We start from the raw sequence: 19,544 nt of genomic DNA, 5'->3' as shown, positions 1-19,544 counted from the left end.
GAAGTTAAGCAAATTCTTCTGCCAGGAATTGCGCCTCGTACAAGCTGTTGTAGTACCCACCTTTTTTAAGAAGTTCCTTATGACTTCCCATTTCTACAATATGGCCAGCATCCATAACCAAAATCTTATCGGCTTTTTTTACCGTAGCCAATCTGTGGGCAATAATAATAGAAGTTCTGCCTTCAGTGATTTTATCGGTGGCTTTCTGAATGAGTTGCTCAGAATAGGTATCTACAGAAGAAGTAGCCTCATCTAAAACCAGGACACTCGGATTGCTGACATAGGCCCTTAAAAAGGCTATTAACTGCCGTTGTCCACTAGATAACATGGTTCCACGTTCTTTTACATTGTACTGATAGCCACCCGGCAAGCTGGAGATAAAATCGTGCACCCCAATTTCTTTTGCCGCATTCTTGATATCTTCTATACCTACCGAGTCATCTTTTAATGATATATTGTTTGCAATGGTGTCGGCAAATAGAAATACATCTTGCAATACCACAGCGATGTTCTTGCGCAGGGATGTTAATTTGTACTCGTTGATGTTTCTATTGTCTATGTATATGCTTCCGGCATTAATTTCATAAAACCTGTTGAGTAAATTAATAATGGTAGATTTCCCTGCTCCGGTGGCACCCACTATGGCTATGGTCTCCCCGGCTTTTACATCAAAAGAAATACCATGAAGCACCTCTTCATCTTCCAGATAACCAAAGTGTACATTTTTAAAGGAAATGGTTCCTTTCATATGGTCTACCTCCTCCTGGCCGGTATCGGGTATATTACTTTCAGTATCAAGAATCTTGAAGACCCTGTTTGCGGCAACCATCCCCATTTGTAGCGTATTGAATTTATCCGCAATCTGACGAAGCGGCTGAAACAACATCCCGGACAATAGTATAAAAGCGAAGATTGTACCGTATTCATCTACTGCGATATTGGTTACGTTTTGAAGCCCCCCATACCAGACAATTAAACCTACTGTTATGGATGAGACAATATCCGCAATTGGAAAAAAGAAAGAATTGTACCAGACTGTTTTTAACCAGGCATTCTGATGTTTTTCATTGATTTCCCTGAATTTATCACTCTCAATTTGTTCTCGGGTAAAGAGCTGCACTATCTTCATCCCGGTAATGCGCTCCTGTACAAAGGAATTAAGGTTAGAAACCTGGGCCCTTACGTCTATAAATGCCTTTTTCATGGCTTTTTGAAACTGCCTGGTGGCATATAGGATCAGCGGTAGTATTGCAAATACAATAAGTGCCAGTTTCCAATTGATTATAAGCATTACCACTGCAACAACAAGCATTTTGAGAAGGTCTGCCACAATTACGAAAAATCCCTGACTAAAAATCTCCCCAATACGCTGCATATCGGCCACGGCCCTGGTAACGAGGACGCCAATAGATGAAGTATCGTAATACTGCATCTTAAAGTTGATCATTTTTTCAAATAGAATGATGCGGATATCCCGGATCACTGATTCGCCCAGCCAGTTGGCGAAGTAATTAAACCCAAGCTGGCTTCCTACCTGGCCAAATAAAACGGCTGCCATAGCCGTGGTCAGGAAGAGTAGTTTATCAAGGTCGCTCTTTTTGATGGCTTCATCTACTATTTCACCAACTATCAGAGGTGAAATAACGGCAAAGGTTGAGAGTAAAATAGCGGCAAGGGCCACTCCGTAGAAAGTAGTTTTATAGGGACTGGTATGTGCCATTACCCTTTTAAACAACTTATAATCAAATGCTTTTCCTGTCTCCTTACTCATTAATTTTTAAGATGTTCTTGGGGTATTCTACCTGGGTCAAATATAATCCTTTTGCAGGTACTGAAGCCCCGGCCTGCCCTCGATCTTTACTTTTTATAATAGTCTTAACATCCTGCAGCCCTATTTTTCCCTGCCCTACATCAAGTAAGGTACCAACAATGGCCCTCACCATATTCCGTAAAAAGCGGTCTGCAGTAATTTTAAAAACCAGCTTCTCCTTATCGACTACCCAATTGGCCTCGCTTATGTCACAACGATAGGTTTTAACATCCGTCCTGGATTTAGAGAAACATTCAAAATCTTCATATTTCAAAAGCAATTCAGCTGCGGCATTCATTGCTGCTATGTCTAGCGGATGTCTTAGATAATAGGCAGTATCTTTATAGAACGGATTCTTTTGTTGTACTATCCAGTACTCATAAGTACGGGAAACAGCACTAAATCTGGCATGGGCTTCCTCTGTTACTTCAAAAATCTGCTCTATTGCAATGTCATCCGGAAGAAAGGAATTGAGTTTCATTACAGCGTCAGCGGTATCTATTGGCGTTGCAATATCGAAATGGGCAATCATTTTTTTGGCATGCACCCCGGCATCTGTTCTCCCGGCAGCAACCAAAGAAATATTTTGTCGCAACAATGTAGCAAAGACCTCTTCCATCAGCTGTTGTACAGTTTGGGCATTGGGCTGACTTTGCCATCCGTGATAGACTGTCCCGAAGTAAGAAAATGTGACGAAATATCTCAAGATAAGATGTGCATTTAAGGAAGGACAAAGATAGGGAAAATACGCAGTTAGAAGTGGTAGACATGAAGGCAGAAGCGCATGGTTTTAAGGCCCCTTCATTGAGAGGATTTACAAAGACGAAGCAATCCCGTGTATCTGCCTGCATAGTTCCCGGGATTGCGTTATCTGGCCTTTGGCAAGATTTGCAATTACAGACAAAATTGCAGCATTATACATCTTATCCTTAAATTCGTTGCGTGACAAAAATCCTTTTACTTTCTGACACCCATGGCTACATAGATGAAGTCATTCTAAAATATGCCAAACAAGCCGATGAAATATGGCATGCAGGAGACATCGGCAAGCTATCGGTAACGGATAAATTGTCTGCTATAAAACCCGTCCGTGGCGTATTTGGGAATATTGATGATCATATCATTCAGAAAGAATTTCCACTGGATAATCGGTTTTATTGTGAAGGTGTTGATGTTTGGATCACACATATAGGTGGCTACCCGCATAAATACAATGTCCGAATCAGAGAAGAAATTAAAACCAAGCCTCCCAAACTCTTTATTTCTGGCCATTCACATATTCTGAAAGTGATGTGGGACAAAAAACTAGATTTATTGCATATGAATCCGGGGGCATGCGGAAAACACGGATTTCATGCGGTGCGTACCATGCTCCGCTTTACGATAGACGGTGAGGAAATTAAAGATCTGGAAATTATCGAATTGGGAAAGCGTTAGGGATTGAGGCAACCCCCGCGCATACTTCACTAGATTGCCTCGTAGTTGTCACCCCACGCAATGACGGGCCGAAGGAACGCACAAATAAACAAAGGTCCTGAATGCAAAACCCCGTAGTAGAGCAAGCTCACTACGGGGACGCACTAATACTACTAAGATGTTAGGTTCAACGCAAACGATCCACAGATTTTACAAGATCCTCATCCTTCTTGATAGCCCTGTTGGCCAGGACCAAAAAAACGATAGAAAATACAGGAATCAGCATCCCAATACCCTTCTCCAAGACTTCAGTCTCTCCGGATAGATTTAGTGATCGGTAAACGAAAAATCCTAGTAAACAAAGATTCAATATCATGTTCAATCTGTTGGTAACAAATTGATTTTGTCTTTTTCTGTATAGCACAATAGCCATTGCCGCAAGTACTGTAGAACCGTAAAATGCAAGGGAAACAAAAATCTCATTTTTCGCAAATATGGCATTGCCTTTAATATCTGACCAAAGTTGTAACCAAAAAGGGAGTACTCCCGCCATGAGGGCTACAATTAGAAGATATACCGTCTGTATTCTTTGGATCATAAATTAAATGCTATTATTTTCCTGCTGTGCAGGGAGCTGCAAAAATACGCGACTTTTTAAAATTTATAATGCAAATTTTCAAAAAATATTTACTCCAGGTACTAATCCTATTGCTATCTACTGTTACAATGTCACAAAATAATTAAATAAGAAAAGCCGTATTGTAGAAAATAATTTGTAATATTGCGACGTTATTAGTTATAGCACTTACCAATGAGGGATGTCATTCCCGCTTAGTACCCAGATAACAATACACTTCATTTTTTGATATACGTATAATTTATTCAATACTCAATGTTTGAGATTTCAGATTTAAAAGCTAAAAAGCTTCCTGAACTTCAGGAAATAGCAAAAGACTTAAACGTACCCAAGTACAAAACCTTAAAAAAACTGGATTTGGTCTATCAAATCCTGGACCTGCAGGCTAGCAACCCCCAAGCGGTAAAGCAATCTGTACCCAAGACAGAGGTTAAGCAAAAACCTAACCCCAGAAGGGAAAGGGCTCCAAGAGAAAAAAAACCTGCTAGATCCGGCGCGGATAATACCGGCCAGGAGAAAACTGCAGTTGCCACAAAAGCTCCAGAAGCCAAAGAAGCCAAAGAAGAACAGGGGCAGTCACAACATAAGAGCCAGGGAGGCAGAGATCACCAAAAAGGTCAGGGCCAGCACAAAGGTCAGAATCCCAAAAAAGGCCATCATCATAAGAATGGTCAGGATAAAAAGAACAGCAATTTTGATAAGGATTTGCGGAACAAATACAAACAGCCCGAGTTTGAATTTGACAGTATAATTGAAAGTGAAGGCGTATTAGATATAATGCAGGATGGTTATGGTTTTCTGCGTTCTTCAGACTACAACTACCTTTCTTCTCCGGATGATATCTATGTATCCCAATCACAAATCAGGCTTTTTGGTCTGAAAACAGGAGATACTGTACTTGGAAATGTGCGTCCTCCTAAAGAAGGTGAAAAGTATTTTCCCCTAATTAAGGTAAATAAAATTAATGGCCTGGATCCTCAGGTAGTAAGAGACCGGGTGGCCTTTGAGCATTTAACCCCTCTATTCCCAAAAGAAAAATTTAAACTTGCAGACAGGCAGAGCAATATCTCCACAAGGATTATGGACTTGTTTTCGCCTATTGGTAAAGGACAACGGGGGATGATCGTTTCTCAGCCCAAGACAGGTAAAACGATGCTCCTGAAAGACATTGCCAATGCAATTGCAGCCAACCATCCGGAAGTTTATCAGATCATTTTACTTATAGATGAGCGGCCAGAAGAAGTTACAGATATGCAACGCAATGTCAGAGGTGAAGTTGTGGCCTCTACATTTGATAAGGAAGCCACGGAACATGTACGTGTTGCCAATATAGTTTTGGAAAAAGCAAAAAGATTGGTAGAATGCGGCCATGATGTAGTTATACTGCTAGATTCTATCACCCGTTTAGCAAGAGCTTATAACACTGTTCAACCTGCTTCAGGTAAAGTCCTGAGTGGTGGAGTGGATGCAAATGCCCTGCATAAACCAAAACGTTTCTTTGGTGCCGCCCGTAATATTGAAAATGGTGGTTCACTTTCAATCATTGCTACCGCCCTAACCGAAACCGGCTCTAAGATGGATGAGGTCATCTTTGAAGAATTTAAAGGAACCGGTAATATGGAATTGCAATTAGACAGAAGGATAAGTAACCGAAGAATCTTCCCGGCCATAGACCTAATTTCGTCATCTACAAGAAGAGATGATCTTTTATTAGATGAAAATACCATTCAACGTATGTGGATCATGCGAAAATATCTGGCAGATATGAATCCGGTTGAGGCGATGGAATTTATGGAACAACGGATTAAGCAAACCAAAAATAACGAAGAGTTCCTTCTTACGATGAATAATTAGGACTACTTCAAAATCCAATATAAATCCCAAAAGCACTTTGTTTTTGGGATTTTTTATTTGTTACATTAGAACGAATAGATGCAATAAGTAGTACAATTAAAAATAATAAGTGCTATTTTTAGTCATAGAATTGCAGTTCCCCTCGTACATTCTAAATCCTTAATTACATCAAAATCTAAAACATTTCGGAACATGAAAAACACTCAAAGATCATTTGTAACCGTATTTTTTACACTGCTATTTGTCTTCGTATTCATTAATTGCCAGGAAAAAAAGAGCGAAGAACGCAAGGAAGAACCAATAGAGGAACAAGTGGAAGTGGCCCCACCAAAACAAATAGTAGACTTAGAACAGGCCAAAGAGACCTATGACAATTATACCAGGAGAAGAGTAGGAATCATTGAAAAAAGTGAAGGCCCAAAACCCGATGGTTCAAAGTTTGATGCTACGAGATATACCTATTATGACTATGCCACCATTAAGCAATATATGGCCTATATAGAACAGGAAGCCAAACGCGCCAATGTAGAGATCTCTTCCCTGCGCTTTTATTTGTCGAATTATCCCGATGCCGCTACCTTTAAAAATGGCAACGAAGTTATACATCCAAGGCAAAACTCAGTTTTTCTTGTCCCCACAACCAAAGCAGACGGTTTGGAATATCCTTTTATGACCACAGAAAAGGATGGTAAATGGGAGCCAGTACTACTTACTGGACAGCTAGACCCATTTGGAGAAAAAGGCATGGGAGCCCTTAAAGAAGTTAGGTCTAAGGAATATGCAGGGTTTATACCAAATACGGCAAATTTAAATCTTGATCATCACGAAAGAAGTCTTTTCCTTAACGAAGGTGGTTCTGCACCACCACCTTATCATTGAGAACTTTAAAAAGGAAATAAATTCAGATGGTATCCGATATCCTCCATATCTTTCGGGAATATTATATTCTATGGATATATAGCATAACGCTATTTGTGGCATTGTGGCGGTATCCGAGGTATTATGATTCCCCTCTGAAATTTTTTCCTCTTTTGTTGATGTACACCTTACTCAACGAAACTTTTGGAGCCCTGATTTATCGCAATGAGCAAATACGCCTGATTTTCAGCGATTATTACTCTTTCTACAATTGGGCAATTTATAATGTTTACGGCATTATATTCTATTTGTTTTTTTTCTATGTCTACTGGTGTTATATCAGCAATTCTTCTCATAGAAAACTTATTGTTTACGGTAGTATATTATACGGAGTTGCGAGCATAATAAATCCCTTTTTTCAGAATTTTCTTCTGGAGTCCCAACTTTATTCATATATCCTTGGAGCATTAATCCTGATTTGTCTTGGAGCATTATACTTTCTTGATCTTAAATCTAAATATGATAAATGGTTTCTCAGGAAAGATCTGCTATCCTGGTTAAGTCTGGGCGTAATTATTTTTTACCTGGGCTATATCCCCATCAAAATTTTAAGGCATTACGAAGTTTTTCTAGCGCCTGGTGAGGCTATTGTTATCCGTAACATTCACTGGGGCCTTATTTTATTAATGTATGGTAGTTTTGTTCTGGGATTTGTATTGATGCGTAGAAGAAGAACTACTATAACTGTGTAATACTATGAAAATATTGATCATTGGTGGAAAAGGAACAATTGGGAGCAAAGTAAGTAGTTATTTTTCGAAAAATAATGAGGTAGTTATTGCCGGAAGATCTGGAGGCGATACCCAGGTAGATATTGCAGACAGCGAGTCTGTAGCTGCTTTATTTGAGCATATCGGAGTTTTAGATGCTATAATATGTACCGCCGGAGAAGCCAAATGGGCCCCTTTTGACCAACTTAGTGAATCTGACTTCTACATTGGCCTGAAGAGTAAACTCATGGGGCAGGTTAATCTTGTGCGTTACGGCAGCAAGGTATTGGGTCCCGGTGGCTCTATCACCCTGACCACAGGTATCCTTGCGGATGATCCTGTTCCTATGACCAGCAGCGCTGCTATGGTCAACGGAGCTATTCATAGTTTTGTAAAAGCAGTGGCGCTGGAGTTGGGAAATGGAATAAGGGTAAATGCCGTTTCATCTGGCCTGGTTGAGGATGCTGTAGAAAAGTACAAAGACTATTTTCCAGGGCACCATCCTATTCCTATGGATAAAATGCTAAGAGGATATATTAGAAGTGTGGAAGGCAAAGGCAACGGGGAGATCATCAGAATCTATGATTAAATGGCAAAAGGAGCTAATGGCTGGCAATAGTAGTGACAAAACCAAACTCCTGGAATAATAAAACGTTGGCAGAACAGCTTGTTGACCATCTTCACTTTAAGTATAAAAACATTGCGGCAATGGCTCCACAAGAAGTTATAAATAGTAACTGTAAGCAATAAACATAAAAAGCCCGGATATCGCTATCCGGGCTTTTAATTTTCCCCAAGGGCTAAATATTATTTTAAAGTAGCAACCTGTTTGGTTAATTTACTTTTAAGGTTGGCCGCCTTATTATCATGAATGATGTTTCTTTTAGCCAGTTTATCTATCATGCTCACCACTGCAGGTAACAAAGCTTCAGCTTTTTTCTTACTTGTCTCTCCTCGTAATTTCTTGATTGCATTACGAGTGGTTTTATGCTGATACCTGTTGCGAAGACGAACAGCTTCGTTTCTTCTAATTCTTTTTAATGCCGACTTGTGATTTGCCATTTTCTTTTCTTATTATATTTTAAATTGCCCTAAGGACCAATTTTAGTAGCCCGTAGGGGAATCGAACCCCTGTTACCAGGATGAAAACCTGGCGTCCTAACCCCTAGACGAACGGGCCGATTAATTGATATTTGAAAATGGAGGATTATAAATTGTTCCTGTCCGGAATACCTACTATTCCATACAACATTTTCAATTCTCAATTTTTCATAGAACTTTGTAGCCCGTAGGGGAATCGAACCCCTGTTACCAGGATGAAAACCTGGCGTCCTAACCCCTAGACGAACGGGCCGTTTTAAAAGTCAGAGTCTGGAAATAGGAGGAACTATATATTTACTTCCTATTAGGTACCTCCATTCTCTTACTTCCAATAAATGCGGTTGCAAAAATACAATTATTTTTAACTACCACAACCCCTTATTATTATTTTTTGGAGTGTATCAATACGCTTTTGCAAAGAGTACCCTTTGAGGGGATGGTTTTCCGGTAACCATACAGCTACCTTCCTCAACCTCAACATTTATGGGGATACAGCGAATAGTCGCCTTGGTTTCATCTTTCACCCGCTCTTCAGTATCCGCGCTGCCATCCCAATGTGCAGAGATAAACCCGCCTTTTTCTTCCAGCACTTTCTTAAATTCATCATAGGAATCAACCTCCGTAATATGGGCTTCACGGTAGTCTAAAGCCCTTGAATATATATTTTCTTGAATACTGATCAGTAATTCCTCTATTCTTGTGGTTACCTGATCAGCACTAACAGTTTCTTTTTCTAAGGTATCTCTTCTGGCCAGTTCGTAGGTGTTGTTTTCCAGATCGCGCTGCCCAATGGCTATTCTAACCGGCACCCCTTTAAGTTCATATTCATTGAATTTAAAGCCTGGTTTATGAGTATCCCGTTTATCAAATTTTACTGAAATCCCTTTTGATCGCAATTCTTTTACCAGGGGATCTACTCTTTCAGCAATAGCATCGAGCTGTTCTATCCCCTTATAAATTGGAACTATAACCACCTGAATTGGTGCCAGTTTGGGCGGTAGTACCAAACCATTATCATCACTATGGGTCATTACTAATGCCCCCATTAATCTTGTTGATACTCCCCAGGAGGTGGCCCAAACCAATTCCTGCTTACCTTCCTTATTGGCAAATTTAACATCAAAGGCTTTGGCAAAATTTTGTCCCAAAAAGTGAGATGTACCCGCCTGAAGCGATTTTCCGTCTTGCATTAAAGCTTCAATACAATAGGTCTCCACTGCTCCTGCAAAACGCTCACTTTCGGTTTTAGTTCCCTGAATAACAGGGACAGCCATATGATTTTCAACAAAATCTGCATACACCTTTAATATCAATTCTGCTTCCTCAATTGCTTCTTTCTCAGTAGCATGGGCTGTATGCCCCTCTTGCCAAAGAAACTCAGCAGTCCGCAGAAACAATCTTGTTCGCATTTCCCAACGCACAACATTCGCCCATTGGTTAATGAGTAACGGCAGATCACGGTACGACTGAATCCATTTTTTAAAGGTATCCCAGATGATGGTCTCAGATGTGGGTCGTACTATTAATTCCTCCTCAAGTTTGGCGTTTTCATCTACAATAATTCCACTGCCGTCCTCTGCATTCTTTAAGCGATAATGTGTTACCACGGCACATTCCTTGGCAAAACCCTCTACATGGCTGGCTTCCTTGCTTAAAAACGATTTGGGAATAAATATGGGGAAATAGGCATTTTCATGCCCAGTTTCTTTAAACTTTTTATCTAGTGCGGCCTGCATCTTCTCCCAAATAGCGTATCCATAGGGTTTTATTACCATACAACCTCTAACGGCCGAATTTTCGGCGAGATCTGCTTTAATCACGAGTTCATTATACCACTTGGAATAGTCCTCGCTTCGTTTTGTTAAATTTTTACCCATCAATAGTAGTTTGGCACAAAACTTGTGTCATCATTAACACAAATAGTTCGGCAAAACTAACTATTTTTAGAATGTTCAACAATATAAATTTACACCGATGATACAATCTCTACCCCGACCTAAAGCATTCATGGTAACGGCAATTGTCCTGATGGGCGTTTTGCTGGTATCCTGTGGTTCTTATCAACAGGCCTCATATTATGACAATGACGGAATTTATTCTAGCGGAACCGAAAAGGTAGTTGTAAACAGAAATACACAGGCCAGGCAACAAGCCCAGGTAAAAGACAATGACGGAGTTTATGGGGATTATTTTGGAAATAAAGCCCAGGAGATTGATGAGATCATGGAAGATGAGATATTCACCGACGTGGACGACTACTACAGCGGTGTGCAGGGAGACAGTTTAGAACTGGATAATAAAGGCAACTATTTTGACAATAATAATGATTATACAGGATACGCCGGATGGGGAGACAGCGGGTCCAATGTTTCTGTAACCATATACGATAGCCCAAGTTTTGGATTCCTTAATCCAGGATGGGGCTTTGGATGGGGATGGAACAATTGGGGCTGGGGAGGCTGGTACAACCCCTGGAATAACTGGGGCTGGTATGGCTATGGCTGGAATGGTGGCTGGGGCTACGCCGGATGGGGATGGAACAATTGGGGATGGAATAATTGGGGCTGGGGAGGCTACTATGGCTACCCTTACAATTATGGAAGGTATGGATATGGCAGATATGGGTACCCCTATTATCACGGAAGATACGGTTATGGAAGTAACTATGCCTATAACCGAAGCAGAAGAGGTTATTACAATAGAAATTCTCTGGCTTCTAATTCGTTAAGAGGCCGATCCAATCTTAATTCGAATACCTCAAGGAATTCGTCCAGATACAGAACCAATAGTGGCAGGTCTAATATTAGCAACAGAAGTGCAACTTCTGGCAGAAATTCCAGAAACTACAGATCTGGCACCTCGGCCAGAAGCTACAGATCAGGGGCAACAACAAGAAGCAGAGTAAGTGCCGATGCAATTGCTCGGAACCAGTCTTACAGATCTAGCAGAACAACAAGGGCCACTCCAAGATATAATAGTAGCTCCAGAACTAATCAGTCTTACAGAAGCACTACTCCTAGGAGCAGTAATTACAGAAGTGGCACCACTTCCAGAGGCATCAGTTCTAACAGAGGGACTTATAGAACATCTTCTCCCAGAAAATCAGGGTACTCCAGGTCTTCCTCTTCCTCAAGAAATTCTGGCTACAGAAGTTCAGGAAGAAGTGGCGGGTCCAGAAGTTCTGGTTATAGAAGTTCAGGAAGCAGAAGTTCAAGAAGTTCAGGCAGTTTCAGAAGTTCTGGTGGCAGTTCCAGAAGTTCGGGCAGTGTCCGAAGTTCAGGAGGCGGCTCCAGATCTTCAGCGGGCAGATCTTCCGGCGGTGGCAGAAGCAGTGGAAGACGAAACTAAAATCATCAATTAATATTTCATTAAAAATTAGGACTATGAAAAGATATTATATTTTCATAATGGTATTGGTATGTTCCGCGGCAAGTGCCCAGAACATCAGTGACATACTCAGATACAGTCAGGAAAACATTCAGGGTACAGCTCGTTTTCAAGGCCTTAGTGGTGCTTTCGGTGCCTTGGGAGGAGATCTTTCCGCCTTAAATGTAAACCCTGCTGGTTCAGCTGTTTTCAATAATAGTCTGTTAACGGTTTCCGGATCAAATTATAATACGGAGAATTCAGCGAATTACTTCAACAGCACCCGTAATACGGAATTAAATTCTCTGGAACTCAATCAGGTTGGTGGCGTGTTTGTATTTAAAAGCACCAACGAGAACTCCGATTGGAAGAAAGTAGCACTTGCACTCAATTATGACGTTGTGCAGAATTATGACAATGAATTTTTTGCTTCAGGGAACAGTAATCAGGGAATAGACAATTATTTCCTCAGCTTTGCCCAGGGTGTTCCTTTTGGACAACTTTTATTACAAGATGGAGAGTTTATAGAGGAAGCCTATCTCGATATTGGATCGAGCCTTGGCTTTACTGAACAACAGGCTTTTTTGGGCTACTTCGGTGGGGTGATAGACCCCGTAGATGTCAATGACGATAACAATACGGCCTATGTTTCAAATGCGCAATACAGCAGTGTTAATCAGAATTTCTTTAAGAGTACCGCAGGTTACAACAGCAAGTTTACACTAAACGTTGCGTCTCAATATCAGGATAATCTGTACCTGGGGGCATCTTTAAACTTTCATACGGTAATGTATGATGAGCTCACCGAATTTAGTGAAACCGGTTACGATGGCGCTTCGGAAATTCAATTTGTAAATTTTGACAATTATCTGCATACCGAAGGTACAGGCTTCTCCTTTAGCGTAGGGGCTATTGCCAAACTCAATAATAACCTCAGGATTGGTGGTAGCTATCAATCTCCCACCTGGTATGATCTGGCAGATGATACTTCACAACGAATCAATTCCGATTTGGCAGATGACGATATCGGTTTTATAGATTTCAATATTATAAACTTGTTTGAATCCTATACCGTTAAGACCCCCGGTAAGCTTACAGGGAGCGTTGCTATCATATTTGGCAAGGAAGGGTTGTTAAGTTTTGATTATGGCTATCAGGACATGTCACAAGCAGAATTAAGGCCATCTGGTGACCCGTTTTTTAATTCGGTCAACCAAACCGTTGCCAGTGAATTAGGAGCAGTTTCCACATTCAGATTGGGCGGAGAATACAGGATAGACGAAGTTAGTTTAAGAGGAGGTTATCGTTTTGAACAAAGCCCTTATAACAATGGGATTACCATTGGAGATTTAACCGGATTTTCCGGAGGTATCGGATATAATTTTGGAGGAAGCAGAATTGACCTGGCCTACAGCAGATCGGAACAGGATGTTAGCGAACAACTATTCGATGTTGGAGTAACTACCCCCGCAATGGTAAACAGGATAACCAACAATATCACTCTCGGATATACACTTAATTTTTAGGAATTACAGAAGATATACTCATTAAAAAAGCCGGATTCTTCCGGCTTTTTTAATTTATCTTTTTAAGGTAAAATGTGTCCTTATGGTATTGGCCACCAAGGTGCCCTGATCATCCCTTTCATACTCTAAACGAAACCAGTAGTCAGATGAAGGCATTGGTTGCCCATTAAAGGTACCGTCCCAACCTATGGTAGTTTCATCTATCTGTTTAAGAAGTTTCCCATATCGATCAAATATAAAAACCACCGGATTAGTCAGAGTTTCTATGCCCAGTATGTTCCAGGCATCGTGAATACCATCTCCATTGGGTGTAAAGAACTTGGGATATCCCACAACAAGAAAGGGAATAGGTTCTGAGGTACCACATCCATTCTTATCGTTTATTACTACAGAGTTCATTCCAGGAGGCACATCCATAAATACTGAAGAATCCTGAAATTCTCCTCCATTGATTGCGTATTCATAACTGCCGTTACCATCTACAAAAAACTCCACATTATTACTATCGGATAAATCGTCTAAAATGACAATACCATTAGGATCTGGCAATAATACCGGAATGCCATAAAAGGTGATTAAAATATCGTCTGTTATTACCGTTGCCAAACTGGTATCTATCGATACGAAATAACGTCCACTGTTTGGACTGGTTACTGTAAGCATAGTTTCTGCTGCTCCTGATGCCAGAACGGCATCAACAACCCCATCATCCTCATAATCAACAGACCATGTAACATTAACGATATCCGGGCCCGCTGGCGAATTTAAAGCGCTTAAAACAATGTCCGGGTCCCCTTCACAGGCAACAATATCCAATCCTAAAAATTCATCTCTCAGGGTACAATCCAATGCCGTATTCTGATCTGCATCTACAGATGAGCCGGTAAAGGTGAGCATAAAGGGCTCTGGATCACCATCAAAATTGGTATTGAAGTTATTTATTAAAAGATAATATATTTCGCCGGCCGTAACATCGAGCCATTCATCATAAGTGTTCTGACTTCCCTTTATAAATGGCGCCCCTTCCTGGCCACTGATAGGATTAACTCCAATTCCTGTAAAATTTGTCGTATTTACCTCGTAATTGCATCTGATTGGTTGTGCAGTTCCATTACTAATGCTTGCGCAATCTGTATCCGGACCATAAAGGGCAAAATCCCATTCGGCTGTTATCGGGCCACTTCCAATAGGTAAGGCTTCGATATCAAATCCAATCTGACCATCTGTACCCGCTCTAAATACATACCAGGAAGTATTATGCTCTATATTAGCAGAGCTGACACTTCCTTTTTCCAAACATCCGGACTGCCTGATTACATCAGGATCAAAATCATCGATATCTCCTGAACCGTCGTTCAATCCTAAAATAGGTGCATCGGCACAAACGGGAATGGCGCTTCTACAATCGGGTGAGTTTTGTGCTTTACCACCAAACAGGCAAAAAAGCATACAACACATAGAGCAAAGTAGTGTTCGCATATGATAGTGGGGCTAACAATATGTTAATAATCATTACTATAACTCGATGAGGGCGATTTTAGTATATTTTGACTAATTTTTTATACGCTTAATCGATAAAATACTTTGGGAGGTAAAATGCTGCAATCTATCGCCTTAAGGAGAAATGATTATTAATAAATTTCGCCTGAACAGTCTGCCCGGAGGCGTCTGTATAGCTCAGTTTAAACCAATAGTCTGACGAAGGTAGTGCCGTGCCGTTGAAAGTACCATCCCAACCAAGACTACTTTGGTTAAGCTGCTTAATTAGCTTTCCGTAACGGTCAAACACATGTACCACAGGATTGGAAAGGGTAGAAATACCTATTATTTGCCAAAGATCATTGGCTCCATCACCATTGGGAGTAAAGAATTTCGGAAATCCTACCACTACAATGTTCTCGGTATCCATACCACATCCACCCAGGTCATTTACAGTGACAATATGGGCGCCAGGGGCTACATTGTTAAATATATTCGAGGTCTGGAAGGCTCCTCCGTCCAGCTGAAATTCAAGGTTACCTGAGATATTGGTTATTACCTCTACACGGTTGTTCTGTTGCAGACCGTCTACCAACACCTCTGTAATTTCAGGTGTTTCCGACACAATAACAGTCACCGTTCTTATACTAATACAATCTATTTGTCCGGTTTGGCTGTTTGTAGCAGTCAGGGTGTAGTCACCTGCCTGGGTAACCATAATACTTGGGTTGTTTTCTCCAGTATCCCATGAATATGCAAATTGAGCATCCGGGCTGGTTTCACCTATTAAAATTCCACTGCTGGCTTCGCAAATAAAGACCTCATCAGGAAAGCTGAGCACCGCAGTAGCCACAATATTAAGGTTAAACTGCTCAGAGGCATCAAAACAGTCTGGATTTTGTACTGAACTTGTTCTTACAAATATCGTTTCAGATCCAATATTAACAGGATACTGGGTCTGCAAAGGATTACTCCCTGCCGTGGCATCAGCCATGGTACTGTGATAAGTAACCACCACCTCATTGGGATCCTGAGTTCCAAGTGCTTCTGCATCTTTTAATGAAAGATCAAAAACACCAATATCTGAACAACCTATTTCATCTGCTACCGGCGATGTCGTAGGCGCACTGCTAAAACCTACCTGTACATCACTGATAACATTATTCATACTTATTGTTATTACTTCTACCCTATACAAAGCAGATACCAGGGCCTGAAGGGTGGGGCCAGTTTCACCAACAATGGTTTGAAATCCGGATCCCGTATCCATATACCAGGTATAACTAACCACATCGGGCATGGTAGCATCCAGAATTACATTTTGATTGTCACATGCTGCTATTGGCGAACCCAATAGGTTATTGACGATGGCACAGTCCAGTGCATCAAATGGGTTGGTAACAAATATATTCCCTGAAAATTGAATGGAAAATCCGGAATTGCTATTGCTGAAATTATTGATAAGTAAATAATAGTCTTCCCCGGGCTGCACCTGCAACCAATCCTCGTATAAAAAAGTGTTTGGACTTCCTGTAGGGTCCTCTCCTACTCCCATATACGCCTCCTGATCCTGGTTATCGAAAAAATTACACCTCACCGGATCTCCCAGGCTACCGCAGTCGCTTGCCCTGTATAAAGCAAAATCCCAGTCTTCAGAAGTATCAAATCCGATATTAAAGCCCAATTCTCCTGCCGCACCCGTTCTAAACCTGTACCAGGCCGAGTTAGATTCTATAAAGCCGGTAACGGTTTGTTCCAGGCAACCACTCATAGCTGCACCATTGAAATCATCTATTCCATAACCCACTGTCCCAGAATTTACAGGAGTATTGCTACAAATAGGAATAGCATTGGTACAATCTGCTGCAATTTGAGCCATAAGACAATGGCTTGCAAGCATGGTGAAAGTTAATATGGCATATCTGGTCCATCTCATTAGTAGCCGTAAAACTTGGAATCTATAAAAATAACGTGCTACTTACCTTAACACTAATTTATGTTGTGTATCGGCCTAAATGGGCTATAAAGTGCCATATTATGTATATCTTTGCTGCTGGTTAAAGCGCTAATAAATACAAGCAGCTTTAAACTTTTTGATGAGATCTTAATATACTTCTCATTGAATTTGTATCAAAGAATGCGGCCTTTTGTAGGACTTAATGCATTCATTTTTTTTAATCGATTTTTTGATAATTAAAAATTATCAACGTATGAAATTTGACAGCACATTAGAAGAACGGTTTGAAGCCATGGGAAACGATCATGTCTCCTCTTCTGAATCTACTCCAATGCGAAAAGATGCATTTGTATTGACCGATGAAGAGAAAACAAGGAGAATAGAAGAAAATGTTAGAGAGATAATGCTAACTCTTGGTCTGGACCTTGACGACGATAGCCTGAATGGGACTCCGCTCAGAGTTGCAAAAATGTATGTAAACGAAATATTTTCCGGATTACATCCCGAACGTAAACCAAAATCTTCAACATTCAAGAATAAATATAAGTATGGCGAGATGTTGGTAGAAAAGAACATCACGCTGTATTCTACATGCGAACACCACTTACTACCTATAGTGGGGAAGGCACATATAGCATATATTTCCGGAGGCACTGTGGTGGGGCTGTCCAAAATGAACCGTATAGTGGATTATTTTGCGAAACGACCACAGGTACAGGAACGTTTAAATATCCAGATCGTTAGAGAATTACAAAAGGTTTTGGGCACGGAAGATGTAGCTTGTGTAATAGATGCCAAGCACTTATGCGTTAATTCCAGAGGAATCCGCGATATAGAAAGCAGTACGGTTACGGCCGAATATGGAGGTAAATTTAAAGAAGAAGCCGTGCGAAGAGAATTTTTGGATTACATCAATCTTGATACTAATTTTTAACGGGTCATAGCACCAATGCAATTGTACAAAAATCAGCAGCTCAAAGTATACAATTCCCTATCCAGTTCCAAAGAAAATTTTGAACCTTTAAATGAAGGGCATGTAGGAATGTATGTATGCGGACCTACGGTTTACAGTAATGTACATTTAGGAAATTGCCGGACATTCATGTCTTTCGACATGATCTTCAGGTACCTGAAACACCTTGGGTACAAAGTGCGTTATGTTCGAAATATTACGGATGCGGGGCATCTTGAGGATGATGCTGATACCGGCGAAGATAAGATTGCCAAAAAAGCACGCCTGGAACAAATAGAACCCATGGAAGTTGTACAACGATATACGGTAGACTTTCATAATATACTTCAGCAATTTAATTTTCTACCCCCCAGTATTGAACCCACGGCTACTGGTCATATTATTGAACAAATGGAGATCATTAAGGACATCCTGGAAAAAGGATTTGCTTATGAAATCAACGGTTCTGTTTATTTTGATGTAAAGAAATTTAATGATGCCTATGACTACGGCAAGCTGAGTGGCAGGAAACTGGAAGATATGATCGCCAATACCCGCGAACTGATCGCCCAGGATGAAAAAAAGAATCCACAAGATTTTGCATTATGGAAAAAGGCCGAACCTCAGCATATCATGAGATGGCCATCCCCATGGGGTGATGGTTTTCCAGGATGGCATTTGGAATGTACGGCAATGAGTACCAAGTACCTCGGTGAACATTTTGATATCCACGGGGGCGGAATGGACCTGAAATTTCCTCATCACGAATGTGAAATAGCTCAGGCAGAAGCCAGTAACGGGCATTCTCCGGTTAAATATTGGTTACACGCCAATATGTTGACAATGAATGGGAAAAAAATGGCCAAATCTACAGGGAACAATATTCTTCCCGGAGAAATTTTTAGCGGGGATAATAAAATTCTAAGTAAAGCCTTTTCCCCATCCGTGGTGCGTTTCTTTATGATGCAGGCGCATTATACGAGTATTCTCGATTTAAGTGATGCAGCCTTGCTTGCATCTGAAAAAGGATACCACAGATTAATAGATGCCTTAGACACTTTAGAAAGTCTGGATACAGGCAATTCCTCAGATTTTGATGTGAGCGCATGGAAACAGAAGTGTTACGATGCCATGAACGATGACTTTAATACCCCCATTTTGATTGCGAATCTGTTTGACGCTGTTAAGCGTATCAATTTAATAAAGGAAGGCAAGGAAGCCATCACTGCCGCAGATAAGGCCGCGCTTACTGAGACGGTCAACAGTTTTGTTTATGATGTACTTGGCCTGGAAAACATAAAGGATACCGATTCGGATTCGGACAAATTAACCGGGGTAGTAAACCTTTTAATTCAATTGCGCAATGAAGCCCGCGCCAATAAAGATTTTGGTACTTCTGATAAGATTCGGAACGAACTTTCAGAAATGGGTATTCAGCTGAAAGATGGAAAAGAAGGAACCACTTTTAGTGTTTCATAATTAATACCATAGATTGCTTAAGAAAATCCTCATAGCTCCATTTATATTCCTTGTCCGGGCATACCAGCTTTTAATTTCATCCTGGACCCCAAGTTCTTGCCGCTATTCTCCCACCTGTTCGCAGTATACCCTGGAAGCTTTAAAAAAGCACGGGCTCTTTAAAGGAGGCTGGCTGGCCATAAAAAGGATTGGGAGTTGTCATCCCTGGGGAGGTAAAGGCTATGATCCTGTTCCTTAAAGGGAAGACAACTCGCCACCGCGCCATCTCGCCTGTTCACTAAAAATGTACCCCGTACATTTTCTTTACGCTCCAGCGCCCTGGGGAGGTAAAGGCTATGA

At 40.9% G+C, this 19,544-nt stretch carries 19 protein-coding genes and 2 tRNA genes; 11 read left to right on the top strand and 10 right to left on the bottom strand.

Annotated elements, in window-relative coordinates; translation table 11 throughout:
* Nucleotides 1-4 precede the first annotated feature (4 nt).
* Nucleotides 5-1,771, bottom strand: coding sequence for an ABC transporter ATP-binding protein (locus J1G40_RS16515; RefSeq protein ID WP_265243766.1), 1,767 nt, complete (start codon nt 1,769-1,771; stop codon nt 5-7).
* Nucleotides 1,764-2,516: a tRNA pseudouridine(38-40) synthase TruA gene (gene truA, locus J1G40_RS16510; RefSeq protein WP_265243765.1), complete on the bottom strand. Its 753-nt coding sequence runs from the start codon at nt 2,514-2,516 to the stop codon at nt 1,764-1,766. The genes J1G40_RS16515 and truA overlap by 8 nt, the downstream gene beginning before the upstream one ends.
* A gap of 8 nt (nt 2,517-2,524) precedes the next feature.
* Here truA and J1G40_RS16505 point away from each other — a divergent pair, with 8 nt between their 5' ends.
* A complete protein-coding gene (locus J1G40_RS16505) occupies nt 2,525-2,743 on the top strand; it encodes a hypothetical protein (protein WP_265243764.1) in 219 nt (72 codons plus the stop codon).
* Between the two features lie 9 nt (nt 2,744-2,752).
* Nucleotides 2,753-3,247, top strand: a complete 495-nt coding sequence (locus J1G40_RS16500; RefSeq protein WP_265243763.1) for a metallophosphoesterase family protein — start codon at nt 2,753-2,755, stop codon at nt 3,245-3,247.
* Between the two features lie 166 nt (nt 3,248-3,413).
* Here J1G40_RS16500 and J1G40_RS16495 read toward each other — a convergent pair whose 3' ends face one another.
* Nucleotides 3,414-3,824 carry a DUF4293 domain-containing protein gene (locus J1G40_RS16495; protein WP_265243762.1) on the bottom strand — a complete coding sequence of 137 codons (411 nt, stop codon included), beginning with the start codon at nt 3,822-3,824 and terminating at the stop codon, nt 3,414-3,416.
* Nucleotides 3,825-4,118: 294 nt separating this feature from the next.
* Between J1G40_RS16495 and rho the strand changes: the two genes are divergently transcribed.
* The 4 genes from rho (at nt 4,119) to J1G40_RS16475 (ending at nt 7,934) form a co-directional block, all read left to right on the top strand.
* On the top strand, nt 4,119-5,717 hold the full coding sequence (gene rho, locus J1G40_RS16490) for a transcription termination factor Rho (RefSeq protein WP_265243761.1): 1,599 nt from the start codon (nt 4,119-4,121) through the stop codon (nt 5,715-5,717).
* A 192-nt stretch (nt 5,718-5,909) separates the two neighbouring features.
* The gene (locus J1G40_RS16485; protein ID WP_265243760.1) at nt 5,910-6,596 is read left to right on the top strand and encodes a hypothetical protein; all 687 of its coding nucleotides are present in this window, start codon (nt 5,910-5,912) and stop codon (nt 6,594-6,596) included.
* Between the two features lie 26 nt (nt 6,597-6,622).
* On the top strand, nt 6,623-7,327 hold the full coding sequence (locus J1G40_RS16480) for a hypothetical protein (RefSeq protein WP_265243759.1): 705 nt from the start codon (nt 6,623-6,625) through the stop codon (nt 7,325-7,327).
* A gap of 4 nt (nt 7,328-7,331) precedes the next feature.
* The gene (locus J1G40_RS16475) at nt 7,332-7,934 is read left to right on the top strand and encodes a short chain dehydrogenase (RefSeq protein WP_265243758.1); all 603 of its coding nucleotides are present in this window, start codon (nt 7,332-7,334) and stop codon (nt 7,932-7,934) included.
* 218 nt (nt 7,935-8,152) lie between these two features.
* On the opposite strand, the gene rpsT is transcribed toward J1G40_RS16475, so the two are convergent.
* The 4 genes from rpsT to proS form a co-directional block, all read right to left on the bottom strand.
* Nucleotides 8,153-8,407, bottom strand: a complete 255-nt coding sequence (rpsT, locus tag J1G40_RS16470) for a 30S ribosomal protein S20 (protein ID WP_265243757.1) — start codon at nt 8,405-8,407, stop codon at nt 8,153-8,155.
* Nucleotides 8,408-8,453: 46 nt separating this feature from the next.
* Nucleotides 8,454-8,525, bottom strand: a tRNA-Glu gene (locus J1G40_RS16465).
* A 102-nt stretch (nt 8,526-8,627) separates the two neighbouring features.
* Nucleotides 8,628-8,699 (bottom strand) — tRNA-Glu (locus tag J1G40_RS16460).
* Nucleotides 8,700-8,847: 148 nt separating this feature from the next.
* Nucleotides 8,848-10,323, bottom strand: coding sequence for a proline--tRNA ligase (proS, locus tag J1G40_RS16455; protein WP_265243756.1), 1,476 nt, complete (start codon nt 10,321-10,323; stop codon nt 8,848-8,850).
* Between the two features lie 97 nt (nt 10,324-10,420).
* Here proS and J1G40_RS16450 point away from each other — a divergent pair, with 97 nt between their 5' ends.
* Nucleotides 10,421-11,794: a hypothetical protein gene (locus J1G40_RS16450; RefSeq protein ID WP_265243755.1), complete on the top strand. Its 1,374-nt coding sequence runs from the start codon at nt 10,421-10,423 to the stop codon at nt 11,792-11,794.
* A 35-nt stretch (nt 11,795-11,829) separates the two neighbouring features.
* Nucleotides 11,830-13,338: an OmpP1/FadL family transporter gene (locus J1G40_RS16445; protein ID WP_265243754.1), complete on the top strand. Its 1,509-nt coding sequence runs from the start codon at nt 11,830-11,832 to the stop codon at nt 13,336-13,338.
* Nucleotides 13,339-13,392: 54 nt separating this feature from the next.
* On the opposite strand, the gene J1G40_RS16440 is transcribed toward J1G40_RS16445, so the two are convergent.
* Together J1G40_RS16440 and J1G40_RS16435 are read right to left on the bottom strand one after the other, a co-directional pair.
* Nucleotides 13,393-14,817, bottom strand: a complete 1,425-nt coding sequence (locus J1G40_RS16440) for a T9SS type B sorting domain-containing protein (RefSeq protein ID WP_265243753.1) — start codon at nt 14,815-14,817, stop codon at nt 13,393-13,395.
* Nucleotides 14,818-14,944: 127 nt separating this feature from the next.
* Nucleotides 14,945-16,696, bottom strand: coding sequence for a T9SS type B sorting domain-containing protein (locus J1G40_RS16435; RefSeq protein WP_265243752.1), 1,752 nt, complete (start codon nt 16,694-16,696; stop codon nt 14,945-14,947).
* 331 nt (nt 16,697-17,027) lie between these two features.
* Here J1G40_RS16435 and folE point away from each other — a divergent pair, with 331 nt between their 5' ends.
* Genes folE through yidD form a run of 3 tightly spaced genes read left to right on the top strand, consistent with a single transcriptional unit; the run spans nt 17,028 to nt 19,443 of the window.
* On the top strand, nt 17,028-17,708 hold the full coding sequence (gene folE / locus J1G40_RS16430) for a GTP cyclohydrolase I FolE (protein WP_265243751.1): 681 nt from the start codon (nt 17,028-17,030) through the stop codon (nt 17,706-17,708).
* A gap of 15 nt (nt 17,709-17,723) precedes the next feature.
* Nucleotides 17,724-19,205, top strand: coding sequence for a cysteine--tRNA ligase (gene cysS / locus J1G40_RS16425; RefSeq protein WP_265243750.1), 1,482 nt, complete (start codon nt 17,724-17,726; stop codon nt 19,203-19,205).
* Nucleotides 19,206-19,218: 13 nt separating this feature from the next.
* Complete coding sequence (yidD, locus tag J1G40_RS16420; protein ID WP_265243749.1) at nt 19,219-19,443, top strand: membrane protein insertion efficiency factor YidD; 225 nt, start codon at nt 19,219-19,221, stop codon at nt 19,441-19,443.
* On the opposite strand, the gene J1G40_RS16415 is transcribed toward yidD, so the two are convergent.
* Nucleotides 19,364-19,544: hypothetical protein (locus J1G40_RS16415; RefSeq protein ID WP_265243806.1), on the bottom strand; the 181-nt coding region annotated here is incomplete at its 5' end. The two genes, yidD and J1G40_RS16415, sit on opposite strands and share 80 nt — an antisense overlap.

Origin of the sequence: Muriicola sp. Z0-33, assembly GCF_026126425.1 — a bacterium.
Taxonomy (GTDB): domain Bacteria; phylum Bacteroidota; class Bacteroidia; order Flavobacteriales; family Flavobacteriaceae; genus JAFMPW01.
The sequence above is the reverse complement of the archived record's forward strand: the minus strand, read 5'-3'. Positions and strand labels throughout refer to the sequence as shown.

What these genes read in the sequence shown, in the direction of transcription:
- J1G40_RS16515 (WP_265243766.1), bottom strand. Translation starts at nt 1,771, where the DNA reads ATGAGTAAGGAGACAGGAAAAGCATTTGATTATAAGTTGTTTAAAAGG.
- J1G40_RS16495 (WP_265243762.1), bottom strand. Translation starts at nt 3,824, where the DNA reads ATGATCCAAAGAATACAGACGGTATATCTTCTAATTGTAGCCCTCATG.
- rho (WP_265243761.1), top strand. Translation starts at nt 4,119, where the DNA reads ATGTTTGAGATTTCAGATTTAAAAGCTAAAAAGCTTCCTGAACTTCAG.
- J1G40_RS16485 (WP_265243760.1), top strand. Translation starts at nt 5,910, where the DNA reads ATGAAAAACACTCAAAGATCATTTGTAACCGTATTTTTTACACTGCTA.
- J1G40_RS16480 (WP_265243759.1), top strand. Translation starts at nt 6,623, where the DNA reads ATGGTATCCGATATCCTCCATATCTTTCGGGAATATTATATTCTATGG.
- J1G40_RS16475 (WP_265243758.1), top strand. Translation starts at nt 7,332, where the DNA reads ATGAAAATATTGATCATTGGTGGAAAAGGAACAATTGGGAGCAAAGTA.
- rpsT (WP_265243757.1), bottom strand. Translation starts at nt 8,407, where the DNA reads ATGGCAAATCACAAGTCGGCATTAAAAAGAATTAGAAGAAACGAAGCT.
- proS (WP_265243756.1), bottom strand. Translation starts at nt 10,323, where the DNA reads ATGGGTAAAAATTTAACAAAACGAAGCGAGGACTATTCCAAGTGGTAT.
- J1G40_RS16450 (WP_265243755.1), top strand. Translation starts at nt 10,421, where the DNA reads ATGATACAATCTCTACCCCGACCTAAAGCATTCATGGTAACGGCAATT.
- J1G40_RS16445 (WP_265243754.1), top strand. Translation starts at nt 11,830, where the DNA reads ATGAAAAGATATTATATTTTCATAATGGTATTGGTATGTTCCGCGGCA.
- J1G40_RS16440 (WP_265243753.1), bottom strand. Translation starts at nt 14,817, where the DNA reads ATGCGAACACTACTTTGCTCTATGTGTTGTATGCTTTTTTGCCTGTTT.
- J1G40_RS16435 (WP_265243752.1), bottom strand. Translation starts at nt 16,696, where the DNA reads ATGGCTCAAATTGCAGCAGATTGTACCAATGCTATTCCTATTTGTAGC.
- folE (WP_265243751.1), top strand. Translation starts at nt 17,028, where the DNA reads ATGAAATTTGACAGCACATTAGAAGAACGGTTTGAAGCCATGGGAAAC.
- cysS (WP_265243750.1), top strand. Translation starts at nt 17,724, where the DNA reads ATGCAATTGTACAAAAATCAGCAGCTCAAAGTATACAATTCCCTATCC.